At 35.9% G+C, this 12,951-nt stretch carries 10 protein-coding genes and 1 pseudogene; 6 read left to right on the top strand and 5 right to left on the bottom strand.

Annotation, left to right across the window (positions count from 1 at the left end; translation table 11 throughout):
• The first annotated feature begins 12 nt into the window (after positions 1 to 12).
• From A7P54_RS08835 to A7P54_RS08850, 4 genes are all read left to right on the top strand, one after another.
• Entirely contained in the window at positions 13 to 1,041 is a 1,029-nt protein-coding gene (locus tag A7P54_RS08835) for a methionine synthase (protein ID WP_032812745.1), read from the top strand.
• An 87-nt stretch (positions 1,042 to 1,128) separates the two neighbouring features.
• On the top strand, positions 1,129 to 1,620 hold the full coding sequence (locus A7P54_RS08840) for a flavin reductase (RefSeq protein ID WP_005312434.1): 492 nt from the start codon (positions 1,129 to 1,131) through the stop codon (positions 1,618 to 1,620).
• A gap of 609 nt (positions 1,621 to 2,229) precedes the next feature.
• Positions 2,230 to 2,784, top strand: coding sequence for a TetR/AcrR family transcriptional regulator (locus A7P54_RS08845; protein WP_171549348.1), 555 nt, complete (start codon positions 2,230 to 2,232; stop codon positions 2,782 to 2,784).
• Between the two features lie 109 nt (positions 2,785 to 2,893).
• Positions 2,894 to 6,724 carry a DUF4365 domain-containing protein gene (locus A7P54_RS08850; protein WP_171549349.1) on the top strand — a complete coding sequence of 1,277 codons (3,831 nt, stop codon included), beginning with the start codon at positions 2,894 to 2,896 and terminating at the stop codon, positions 6,722 to 6,724.
• 496 nt (positions 6,725 to 7,220) lie between these two features.
• Here A7P54_RS08850 and A7P54_RS18835 read toward each other — a convergent pair whose 3' ends face one another.
• Genes A7P54_RS18835 through A7P54_RS08875 form a run of 5 tightly spaced genes read right to left on the bottom strand, consistent with a single transcriptional unit; the run spans position 7,221 to position 11,534 of the window.
• Complete coding sequence (locus A7P54_RS18835; RefSeq protein ID WP_216077072.1) at positions 7,221 to 8,405, bottom strand: hypothetical protein; 1,185 nt, start codon at positions 8,403 to 8,405, stop codon at positions 7,221 to 7,223.
• Positions 8,383 to 9,111, bottom strand: coding sequence for a DUF6602 domain-containing protein (locus A7P54_RS08860; protein ID WP_171549350.1), 729 nt, complete (start codon positions 9,109 to 9,111; stop codon positions 8,383 to 8,385). Before A7P54_RS08860 ends, A7P54_RS18835 begins: the two co-directional genes overlap by 23 nt.
• The gene (locus A7P54_RS08865) at positions 9,108 to 10,049 is read right to left on the bottom strand and encodes an AAA family ATPase (protein WP_171549351.1); all 942 of its coding nucleotides are present in this window, start codon (positions 10,047 to 10,049) and stop codon (positions 9,108 to 9,110) included. Before A7P54_RS08865 ends, A7P54_RS08860 begins: the two co-directional genes overlap by 4 nt.
• A complete protein-coding gene (locus A7P54_RS08870; protein WP_171549352.1) occupies positions 10,046 to 10,561 on the bottom strand; it encodes a hypothetical protein in 516 nt (171 codons plus the stop codon). Before A7P54_RS08870 ends, A7P54_RS08865 begins: the two co-directional genes overlap by 4 nt.
• Before the next feature lie 7 nt (positions 10,562 to 10,568).
• On the bottom strand, positions 10,569 to 11,534 hold the full coding sequence (locus A7P54_RS08875; RefSeq protein ID WP_020753576.1) for a CBASS oligonucleotide cyclase: 966 nt from the start codon (positions 11,532 to 11,534) through the stop codon (positions 10,569 to 10,571).
• A gap of 254 nt (positions 11,535 to 11,788) precedes the next feature.
• Between A7P54_RS08875 and A7P54_RS08880 the strand changes: the two are divergent.
• Positions 11,789 to 12,289, top strand: a pseudogene (locus A7P54_RS08880) (YgjP-like metallopeptidase domain-containing protein).
• A 164-nt stretch (positions 12,290 to 12,453) separates the two neighbouring features.
• Positions 12,454 to 12,906 carry a hypothetical protein gene (locus A7P54_RS08885; protein ID WP_171549353.1) on the top strand — a complete coding sequence of 151 codons (453 nt, stop codon included), beginning with the start codon at positions 12,454 to 12,456 and terminating at the stop codon, positions 12,904 to 12,906.
• Positions 12,907 to 12,951 lie beyond the last annotated feature (45 nt).

The following is a 12,951-nucleotide window of genomic DNA, read 5'->3' on the forward strand; positions in this document are numbered from 1 at the left end:
AGGTTATTGATGATGAAAAGATTATTACCAACGTCGACTGCGGGTAGCTTACCGAAACCGTCTTGGTTGGCAGAGCCTGAAAAGCTTTGGTCACCATGGAAATTGCAAGAGCAAGGTCTGATTGAAGGTAAACAGGATGCACTGCGTTTGTCTTTGCATGAGCAGCAAGTGGCAGGCATTGATATTGTCAGTGATGGCGAGCAAACCCGTCAGCACTTTGTGACGACTTTTATTGAGCATCTTACGGGTGTTGATTTTGAGAAACGCGAGACGGTGCGTATCCGTAATCGTTATGATGCTAGTGTTCCGACTGTAGTCGGTGCTGTATCTCGTCAAAAGCCTGTTTTTGTTGAAGATGCCAAGTTCTTGCGTCAGCAAACCAATCAACCAATCAAATGGGCGTTGCCAGGTCCAATGACCATGATTGATACATTGTATGATGCACATTATAAAAGCCGTGAAAAATTGGCATGGGAATTTGCCAAGATCCTGAATGAAGAAGCCAAAGAGTTAGAAGCGGCGGGCGTGGATATTATCCAGTTCGATGAACCTGCGTTTAACGTGTTCTTTGATGAAGTGAATGACTGGGGTGTGGCGACTTTAGAGCGTGCGCTTGAAGGTTTGAAGTGTGAAACTGCGGTGCACATTTGCTATGGTTACGGCATCAAAGCCAATACCGACTGGAAAAAGACCCTCGGTTCTGAATGGCGCCAATATGAAGAGGCTTTTCCAAAGCTACAGCAGTCAAAACTTGATATCATCTCGCTGGAATGTCACAACTCGCGTGTGCCGATGGATCTGATTGAATTGATTCGCGGTAAAAAGGTGATGGTGGGTGCGATTGACGTGGCGAGCAACACGGTTGAAACGCCAGAAGAAGTTGCCGATACCTTACGTAAAGCACTTCAGTTTGTCGATGCAGATAAGCTGTATCCATCAACCAACTGTGGTATGGCACCTTTGGCGCGTGATGTTGCGCGTGGCAAGCTAAATGCTTTAAGTGCAGGTGCGGAAATTATTCGTCAAGAACTGCAAGGCTAAAATGCACTGATGTTGTGAGGTAGAAAGGGCGAGTATGTGCGCCCTTGATACCACCGTAAAGCTCGGGTTTAATTGAGGTATAAAGTGATGGTTGAAGCAACAGATTTTAGAGATGCAATGTCTTTACTCACCAGTGCGGTCAGTGTGATTACCACCACGGGCATGTCTGGTCGTTTTGGCTTTACTGCATCTGCTGTATGTAGCGTCACCGATACGCCTCCGACTTTATTGGTGTGTATGAATCGAGCATCGAGTTCGCATGTGCATTTCGTCGACAATAAAATCTTAAGCGTGAATGTGTTAAGTGCAGATCATCAACATATTTCTAAAGCCTTTTCGTCTAAATTGAGTCCAGAAGAACGTTTTAAACACGGTGCTTGGTCAGAACTGGAAACAGGTGCGCCTGTTTTGGATGATGCCTTGGTGAATTTCGATTGCGAGATTGATCAAATTCAGGAAGTTGGAACCCATACGATTTTTATTTGTCGTATTGTGGCGGTTCAACAAAGTGGACATGATCAAAGCTTGGTTTATTTTAATCGTGCTTATCACCAAGTAGGGCAAACTGAAGTCGCTTAAAGCAGGATGCTTTAAGCCGATTGGCTTATTATTAAAATACATTTATATCATAATTTAAAAATAATAAACAATATAATCTATTGAAAAATAATAATAAAACTGATTTGGCCCAAAGTGTAACATTGACACCCTTAAACTCACCGCTTATTCTTTAAGCGCTGGCCTACATCGCCAGTCGGTTTTAGCAGACCGTTTCCTAAGTGCATTGAAAAACCTTGTTTTTTTGATGTAGACTCGTTCGTCCCCCTTTTGTAGCGGTAGGGCGAAAGGGGGACGCCTTCGGGCGTGCTGATTCTTAGGTTCAGTCTGCTAACCCTCTTTCTCCCTGCCACCATAATCTTTATGTCTTGGCAGCGTTCCGAATTTTGTAGGAGTTGGCCATGCACTGTATTTTTATTCTTCTTCAGTAGTCTTTGACGCCGTTTGATTGCATTCCGTAATTCAAACAGTACTTTGTCACGACTAAAAAATCATATCAACAATAAAACTTGAGATGCGCTCAGGCCGTCTTATCGGGTCTTTGCGTGCCTTTTTTTTGCTCATTGCAACATAAATGGCCGCTTGATCTGGTTAAGCAACAACAAAAAATTATTCAATCATGGAAATGATATGCCACCTTTTGCTTTGACTTATCGTGCTTTAAAAGTCTTGGATACCTCGCAAACACTGTTTAATCAAGATGGCTTTCATCATGTTGGGGTCGACCTGATTATTGATGCGTCACAAATTGCCAAAGGCACCTTTTATAAATACTTTCACTCCAAAGAGCATTTGGTTGAAATGACGCTAAGCTTGCAGAGAACGGCACTCAAGAAAGAAGTCCGTTCAATTCTCTATGCCAATAAAAACTTATCAGGGCGTGAAAAGCTGAAACGGATTTTCTTTTTGCATGCCGATGTAGAAGGGTTGTACCATTTATTGTTTCGAGCAGTTTTTGAAATTAAAGCACGTTATCCGAAAGCTTATGAGATGGTGGTGGAGTACCGAAACTGGTTGATTCGTGAAATTTATATGTTGTTGGCAAGGACGGATATCAATGTTGCCAAAGCAGACGCACAGATGTTCTTATTTGTGGTGGATGGGGCAATGGTGCAGTTGTTGAGTGGGAATAAGGTGGATAAAGGGAAGTTATTGGAGGGGTGGTTGGTGGGGGTGGGGTCATAAGAAACTTTATTTCTGAATGATTTAATTTTTATTATTTTAATTAGGTATTTTTATTAAAAATCATTATATTAAAGTTTACATTGAAAAGTACAAGTTCGGATTGTAAGTTATGATAAATTTACCCAAAGAAGGTGAAAGTCAAAGAATTGGTCGATTAGCGAAAAGAGCTTTAGTTAATCAGTTGCCTGATAATTGGATAGAAAAAGAACTGGATGGTGATTCTGATTATGGCATCGACTATCTTATACAATTAAAAAATAATGATAGTCATGTTGAATTTTCTTTCTATTTACAATTAAAAGGTACTAAATCACCTAAATACAGCGAATCAAAAACTTTTATTTCACATCCTTTTAAAACAAGTACTTTAGAATATTATTTACGACAAGACCCACTTGTTATGGTTGCTATTGTTGATATCCTAAGTGACAGAAAATTATATGAATGTCCTATTTATTATTTTTGGTTGGATGATGAATGGTTTAGGCAGAATTTTGATAAGATTAAAAATCAGGAAAATATTTCAATTCAAATACCTACTACTAATAATTTAAATCAGGATCTTGATATTTATGATTTTTATGTAAGTAGGTTTAGAGAAAAGCTAGCTTTCTCTGAGTTAAAGAAAGGTATTAGTGATCAAGATAAATCAATTCCAGAAACTGTAGAGTTTTTAGCTAAAAGAATTATTGAAAAGCCTATTTTCCTAAAAAGCATTGAAAAACAAAGCGAAGCACCTTGGATTGATAATCCTTCTGGCGAAGTGGCAACAGAGCTAAAATCATGCTCTGATTTTTTATTAAATAATCGTGTAAAAGATGCAAAAAAAATATTAGAAAAACTAGAAGAAAAAAAAGAAAATTTTACAACACATGAGTTTGCAGAGTTTTTTTATCAAAAGGCTAATATTTCTTCGTACGAAGGTTTTTTTGATGAGGCAGAGAACCTATATAAATTATCATATGAGAAAAATCAAAAAGAGCGTTATCAGTTAGCATATTTGCAATCTAAATTTAAATTAGACTCAATGCCATCCGAGCAAGAACTTAAAAAAATAATTAATATTTTGGATGAGAGTGATTTTACTAAATGTGTTATTAAAGCAAAATCCCTTGCTTTGTTAAAAAAACCATTTGAAGCATTAAATATTTTAAAACAAAAATATCCAAATGAAATTACCGCTCAAATGGGAATATGTACTATCGGAGAGCTTTATCAAGAACTTGATAAAATTATTGAAGAAAATATTAATTCAAACTTTGATAGTGAAAGAAAAAAATATGATTTTTATTCTTTAGCCGCACGAAGATATTTTCATAAATCCTCAAATCAGATAGGAGTGTTTGGAGAAATTTTGCCGCTTGATGGGCTTGCAAACTATGATGTTGTGGGGATGAAATTATCATATGAGTTTTTACAAAAAGCGTGGAATTCTGCTAAGAAATTGGGTTATCCAAGTGATGTGATAATACTCATGGATATCAGTGCTTTAATTTATGGATATTTCAATAAATTAGATGAACTAATAGTTTTTGTTGATAATATTTTGGCCGAGCGACCTCGTAACAAAGAAATAATAAAACCATATATTAGAATACTCTTTAATTGTAGAAATTATAAAAAGACAGTTGATTTGCTAGAGGAGTTAGAGAGTTTAGGAGACCTTGATGCAGATGAGTGTGGAATAAAAATACTTTCATATTCGTACTTAGGACATTATAAGCAATGTTTAGATTTTATTCATAAATATGAAGATATCTTAATAAGCTCAGGGAAAGACAATATTCCTGCGATTTTTTGTAATGGTATTGAAATTGCTGAAGCAATGTTAAAAATGGATTTAGTTGACAAATATAGGGAAATTGTCAAAAAACTACCAGAAGGTGAAGCTTTTCTTGCTATTCAAAAATTTGTTATGGAATCAAACAATGATAAAAGTCGACGATATGAATTTACTCAAGATTTATATCAAACCTATTTAAAACTTGGTAAACCTTTAGTCATAGCAGAGCAATTGTTACCATATTTAAATCCACATGAAACTCAATCAGCTCATCAAATAATTGAATTGGCTGAGCAAATCTTGAATGTGAGAGAACTTAGAAAAAGTAGATATCTAGATTTAGCACAAGCATTTTTCACAACTGGCAGATGGAAGGAAGCTGAAGTATTAGCAGAAAAAAATATAAATAAAGGTATTGCTATTTCTAAGTGGAAATTAGTAATGGCTGGTGCTTTAAAGAATCAAGGTAAAGTGGGGAATGCATATAATATAATCCGTGAAGCTATTCAAGAAGATAGTGCGGAACAATTGAATCAAAAATTTTACATAGATTTGTGCTTTTCTTTAGGTTTTATAGAGGAGGTCATGGATATATTGGAAAATAATTTGGTTAAATTTAAAGGTCAAGATGAGGAAATTTATATTGTTAGGAGATTGATTGAAATATATGCTAACAATGAGGTTTATAATGATAAATTAAAATTGGCTATTTTGAAATATGGGGATTTAATTAATCGAAATAATGTTGAACATGAGGGTGATTATTTACAATTATGTATGTTGTATAATCCTTTTGAAGATAATGAAGAAATTAATAATTTTGAAGAAAGAAGTAATAGATATTTTGAAAGTTTTCCTAATTCAAAAATTTTAAGAAGAGGTGAGATAAATGTTGAAAGTGGGGTTGAAGGTTTCTTGGAATCTTTTAGGGTATTAACAGGAATTACTCCTGAACAAGAAGAGAGATGGAAAATAAATAAACAAAAAATGAGGAATAGAGAGCTTCCTATACCTTTTTTTATGCGTGGAGAGTTCTTACAAAATACCAGAGATGTCTACACAACATGGATGTTGTCAAAGCATTGTACGGAGGAGGAGTTAGAGTTTAAGATAATTCATTCACATCAAATGGAAGTTGAAATTTTTTTAAATTCTATTGAGAACACTAATAATATTTTAATTGAAGAGACATCTTTATTAATTCTTAGTGATTTGAGTTTATTAGATGTTTTTTTAAACTTGCTGCCAAACTTTTTAATATTAGATTCAGTGTTCAAGCGAATAAGTCTAACTACTTATAACTCTATTTCTCCTAATAGTCAGGTTTCAGGTTTAATTTTAAAATCGATTCAAAATAATATAGAGCGGTTGCAGTTAGTTTGTGAGAATGAAATAAATGATTTTCATTATGATGGTATTTTAGAAGGTGAAAGAATTCTTTTTTTAACTGATGATTTTTATCTTTCGGTCTTAATGTCAGAGTTTGATTCTAACGTTTCATTTGCAAATGTTTTTAATGTTTTAGAGTTTCTTTTTTATAAAAATGTTTTAAGTAAAGATCTTTTTTTTGAAAAGATTGTTAGTTGTTTTTCTCTTGGAATTGTGGGTTTTAATATTCGTCTTGATTTTTTGGGAGAGTTGGTTAATTTTTATCTAGGTAAGCCTGATATTTGTAACTATGAACTTACTGATTTTAAAGATATTTTTGATAAACTTCTTGATGAAAGAAATAGTTTTTTGGATAAAAAACTCTTTTTTTTCAATATGTTTAGTTATGTTGATATAAACAGTTTAAATCCTAGGGTTATATTAAGTTTGATAGGTAAGTTGTTAGAGTCTAATCCAATAATTGATCCGCAAAATGTTGTGAATACTTGGTTTATATATTGTGGATTGAAAATAGAGTTAAGGAAAAAATCCGAGGCATTAAAAAGTGAAGTACATAAGGATTTCTGGTTTAAATATAAGCAAGTTATAGAGGTGTTGAATGATACATCTTATTCAAATAAGTTCTTATTGCAAAATATTTTTAATGTTACTCAAACCTTAGATGAGAATATTTGCCAATTAGCTTTTAGCAACTTAAAAGCTTCTTTCTCGACAGACTCAGAAGAATATCAGTTTTTGGAAACTCTAGGTTCGAATTCTCAAGCGTAAAGTAATTAGAAAATTTATTCGAATGAAACTTTAACTAAGTCATCTATCATATTTTACATGAAAGATGCCCTATCACTTATTAAAACTTAGATGGTATTGAATGATATAAACTTTTATTGTTGATAAAAGTAAAATTCATTTAATTTAATCAATAAAGAAACCGCCATTTATGGCGGTTTCTTTATAGCAGGTCGTCACACGACACATATGTTGTCATTTTCCATTTCAGAAATTCAAAAACTTAGCGATCAATACGACACATAATGACAATTTCAGCGACACAATTATTGTCATTTTCAGAGTTTTGCGATACATAAGCTGTCATTTTCTGAAAAATGGAATTATATAAGTTAACTATTAACTTGATAGAAATGCTTATTATTCTGGAAAAACATGTTTTAAGTTACTGTTTATGATTGGGATCTTTTGCTTGTTCAAGACATCTATTAAAAAATATCTCTGAAACTCTACAAGGTCTTATAGTCTGCCAATGAGTCTATTCATTGGGCCAATTCTTACTGAGATTAAAAACATCTTTAAATGATTTCCCTTCTATTAACTTAATTTGATTTCCATCTTTTTTTGCATTTGGCATTATTAATGCAGATGAAGGTAAGGGGAAATTTGACCAAGGGTTTATATAGAGAGTGTGGCCTACATTAGCTAATGAATATATAGAAAGGTTTCCAAAGAGCCAGGCACCACTACATCTTCTCCCTTTTGGTCCAGATGGGCCAATCCAAGCTCCATTTGGAACTCTAGAATAATGATAATTATCTAAGTTTTTAAAATTAAAACTAATTTTTTCCTCACCAAAGAGTGCCTGTAATTCATCAATTTGGTTAAGTCTAAAGCTATTAACATTGACAGCAACAATCAACGGCAAATCTAATTGTCCATATCTGTTTGTCTTTTTTTGAATTGCATCCCGAATAGGTATCCAACCGTTAATCCAACTCGCTCCATAACTACGAATCCCGATAAGTTGTTCGTGTGTTCCTCGATATTCACTTTTCAAAGGGATAGCATCTATCGTAACTTCCCATTCCTCATGTACCCATGTAATTTGGGGAAATGCAGAATATCCATTCTTTTCTGACTCAGCTAATACGATATCAGGATCAAGTGAGTCTAGCCATGGTTTAATCTTTGAGTATAATTTTTTACCACTAGGTTGAGTTAAAGGATTTCCAGAACAGCTAATCGAAAGAAAAAAATTTGGATGGGGTTTAGAATTAAGATAGTTTAGGGTTGATTCTTTTAATGTTTCTGTAGAATCATTTTTACCATCATTTTCCGAAGTACAAATTGCTTCCAAATAAAACTGATTTCCGTCTGGGCATGTGACCAAGAAATCTGGGCGTTTAGCTGAACCATTTGCTAATTCCGGGTGAGGAGACAGTGTAAAATTTTGATTTATTAAATATTGATGTAGCAGAAGTTCAAAAGTAGTTGAAGTAAATTGTCTCGGATCGCCTGATTTTAAACGAGCTATTATTTCGGGTTGCTCGATTACAGGATAATTATTCAGACATTGCTCTAAAAGTGATCGCATGTGCTGGGCTTTTGGCCAAGCACAACGATCTAAGAAATCAAATTCTGACTCATTTGCCTGAATAATATCGTGATTTGTACGAATAAAATTTTGGAATAGCATACTAATCTGATAACCATTCGGCATATGCATTCACATCGATCATTGGCACAGTACCGCTAAACTGCAACATTGAAATAAGCTGGAATAGAAACGCAGTTGCTGGTTTTCTTTCTGATATAAATGTATAAGCTTTACTAGTAGAATCCCAAATAAAGTGTCCGTGTGCTGCTACACATCCGATATCTATATGATCTATCTCTGTGCTTCCATCCCCTAAAGCGTTCCTTAATGGTTCACCATCACATGGTGACCAATCACTTTCTAGCGTTAGAATTCCACCTAAGATAGGAATTAATGGTTTTGCTGGATAAGTTCCCTTAGCATAAGGTATTGGTAAGCTGGTGCGATGCAAGGCTCTTACTGAAGCTATTTTTTGTCGAGCATATGCAACATGTGAAGCATTAATTGTTTGTTTTGCTTCGAAAACAGCATAAACACTTTCAGCTGGGATGATTGTTTGTCCTTCATATTTGAAAATGAAAGGAGAATACTGTCTATCATAAACTACGATATCAATTTGCTCACTGAAAATGCCATTACTATCTACAATGAAAGCTTTATCCGCAGAGTAGCGTTGCGGAAGATAAGTATTAAGCATCTCAAGCCATACTGACTCACTAGCATCACCTTTTGTTCCAGGATGGGAAAATGATTGTCGTGCAATTTCAAGGCGAAGTTGGATATCTTTATGGAAATTACTAAATAATGTTGATAACGACCACTCACTCATATTTTTTTCTCTTCAAATGGTGGCGTTGGATTCATTTGATTAGTGATTTCCAATGCTCGTTCAAACTTAACGCTATGCGCTGGATAGGCATCAAGAACAATTGTTGGGAGAAGTCGCTGAGTTAAATCGGAAAAAGTAAAACCACAACTATCAGCTTTCTCGCCTGTTGCGGCCACAAAGTGATTAATTTCATCATCAGTAAAACCTAGAGCCTGAAGAGATTTACTGAGAACAGCATAACGTTGTATTTCATTAGGTCGTTCAAAAGTCAGAATATCTGCTGCTCTGCGTTTAACCGCGGGATCAAGTGCTCCAATCCGATTTGTACACATAATAACGGCAGCTGGCAATTGACCATTAGCAATTCGATCAATACCCCGTATAAATGCGTTAACTCCTGCACGGTCTTCATGATGCATTTGAGCTGATTCTCGAGATTGGGCAAGAGCATCTGCTTCATCTACTAAAAGAATGACAGCTCCACGTGCTGTACCGTCTGCATTTTTAAGTCTAGTGGCGGCTTCTACTGTATAGTCAAATGCGGCTGATAAAAGTTGAGTCATTTCTCCAACACGACCTTGTCCTCTACTTGATAAACTAAGAGGATACAAGGTGATATCAATATTGTCCTGTCGTGCAACAGCATCACCGATAGTTTCCGCGAGTTCTGTTTTCCCTGAACCAACATCTCCTGCTAATACCACAAGTGGTGGACGACGAAGTACATACTTCAATAAATCTTCAGCATCAGGATGAAATTGTTGTGCCCAAGTTCTTAAACCTGAAGGGTTAACTAGAAGGCTAAGTATCTTAGTAAGACGAGCTTTTTGATCATCAAGCCCAACCAGTTTTGCTAATCTTTCTTGAGGCTCGAAATCTGGGAAATTAAGTCTTTTCTCGAAAAGTTGATCAAGTGACGGTGTATTATGTGAAGTCATTTATTGCTCCTTACGCTTGCTCTACTCAATGCTTTCCCTCCAGCTGAGTAATTTTTATCAGTTTCCAAATATCCGTTTACTGTTGGTTCTTGAGCACCAGTACGCTGATATGGCATCCGTGCTTCAAAAGCATCTTTTTGGGCTTGGTTGAGGGCATTCCATGTAGATGAATAAGTATGGTAATTATAGAATGATGCTCCCGAAGTATCGGCCCCTGGCCTTACGCGACCAGGGTCATCATCAGTAGCCCCCGTTCCAGAAAGATCAAGTGCCGTGTATCTCAGCGTGGGTTCAATCCATTGATCGTTGCGTTTAAATCCCAAAGTGAGAGTACCAAAATAGCCGGCCTTTAGAAGCTCAATCACTTCTGTTTCAATATTTGTAATATGATCGTCTGTAGGTCGCTCATAAAATCGTTGCATACGCTTCAAGTCTGCCGCAACCTTTGCTGCCATATGACGTGCATGAGTAACAGTAAAAGTCGTTGACTCGGTACTAGTAAAGCTAGACATATTTCATTTACCCCTGGAATGATGCACCAAAAACTTTTTGCCAGTAGTACACAGTCTCTTGCTTGGTCGGTGCGGATAAAGCTGCGTCAATAGCATCACCTGCATCAAGTGCAGCCTCGTAAATTGCGCTAGCATTGGAGTCTGTATACAACTGACTGACATTGTTAGAAGCGTTCACAGGATCAATGATTTGAACACGAGTATTAAAGTTTTCAACCGTAGATGCTGGATAATAATCAGTAAATAAAACCTTTTCTTTGAGGTCAGTCTTTGCAAGATAGGTGAAAAAATGCTGAAGAGCTTCAGGATAGTCGGCTAATGACAAGCCTCGATCACACAAGTGTGCGAGTATCAACTCTATCATGAATGATTTAAATCTGAACCCTTCATTAGCAGCTTTCATTCGGGCTGCCCAAAATTTTATTAATCGAACTACTTGAGAAAAATGTTCAGGCTGTGCTTGTTTGCGTTTCCTTATAAATTCAAGATGATAAGGAATATTCGTCATCAGAAATGAACCGTTGTCTTGGCTTACTAAATTCCCATACCAATTCGGATTTCCATCATACAATATTGGTACTACATCAACATCCAATCCAGAACCACGAAAAGAAACCGTTACACAGAAAGTTTTTGGCTGAACCTGATCTGGAGAAAAGTTTGGGAATGCTTTACGCAACCGCTCTGCAAGATACTCCATGAGTGTATTTACATCACGTGGTGCATCAGCCCCACTGATATAACATGCCACATCAATGTCGTTAAGAGAGCGTAGTGCCGTACCTTTAGCTAGACTTCCAGCCAACATCATTTTTTTGAGAGTGAAATCTGGATGTTCACTTAAATAATTCTCAAGTCTATCGCGCAGACGTTTGGCTTGTGCTCGAAATTCATTTGCTTTTTCTTTTGGTAGATTGACCCTTTCTTGAGCGAAACGGGCAATATCTTGATGACTTACGTGTTCTCGGGTCATGGGTATTTTCCATAAGTTACATATCAAAATCGACATGATATATAACTATTTTTTAATTTATGTTGAAAAACTAGTCAATTGTTTTATGACGAATTAGATTGAATAATGAGCTTTCAGCTTTAAGGCTTTTTTTAGGACGGTTAAAAGCTACTAGGTAATTATATAAATGGAGTCTGGGTGAGTTAGCTTGCCGCCAAGTTCTATCGACTATTTTTAGTCGCTGGCTCACGTAAATCGTCATTTGATACACTTCGATGCCTTGCGAATGTATTAATAGTAACTGCAGACTATTAGCTTGGGCAGACTGCTTTATTTATGAGGATGAAACATTTTCCTATGAAAGAATACTGTGTTCTGCAGAAGTGAATAAAATATTAATTAAGATAAATACGGATGCTGGGCATATTAAAGAAATGCTAGATCATTGGTACAAGGCAAAGGCGAAGAGCGTATTTTTAAAACGTTTAGAGCACGTCTTGGGTAGAGCCCTATGGGCTACTGAAAAACCAAATTTTCGTGTTAGTAAGATGCAGACACAGTGGGGAAGCTGTTCACCTCAATGAATACTTGTTTTAAATCCTTATCTGGTTAAAGCACCTACTCAATGTATTGATTATGTGCTTCTGCACGAACCTTGTCATTTAGCTGAACATAACCATAGTGAGAGGTCTTATCAGCTTATGAGTCAAGTGATGCCAGATTGGGAATCAAGAAAGGAACTGTTAGATAATATGGCAGCTAGGCTATTCAGCTAATATATAAAGAAAAAAACAAAGAAGAAGGTATGCAGCAAAGAGGAGCTGTAAAAATCTACCATCTAGAATTATATGTAAAGATAGAGTTAACGGCTATGATTATTAATCAACCAAAATATTTGAAGTTATTATAGACTTTACGTATATAAATTATGTGGTGATAAATGAATCTTTTTTTAGATTGTGAATTTAACGGCTGGCATGATCAAGGTACTGGTGAACTAATTTCATTAGGCTTGGTATCCGTTGATGGTAAATATGAGTTTTATGAGGCAGTTGGATGCAAAAATCCAACCCCCTTTGTTTTACAACATGTCATACCAATTTTAGGGCAATCCATCATTCCTATGTGGGAGTTGGTTGATAAGCTATGTAGTTTCTTATGGGAAGTGAATAATCAAGAGGAGGGCAGCATCACGATCGTGGCTGATTATCCTTCAGATATAGAGTTGTTTAACCGTATTTTGCTATTGGGGCAGGGCCAATGTATCAACGTGCCAGTACTAGGCTTTTTGCTCGATTTATCACTTAGTACAAAAAATTCCACAATTCCTCATAATGCATTAGCAGATGCTAGAGCTTTGAGCCAAGATTATGCATCAAAGTATCTTCAGTAAGTTTTTAAATAAGTGTGTATTGGCATATATATATCCAATTCACAC

The sequence above is a fragment of the Acinetobacter sp. Ac_3412 genome, from assembly GCF_013072675.1.
Lineage (GTDB): Bacteria > Pseudomonadota > Gammaproteobacteria > Pseudomonadales > Moraxellaceae > Acinetobacter > Acinetobacter higginsii.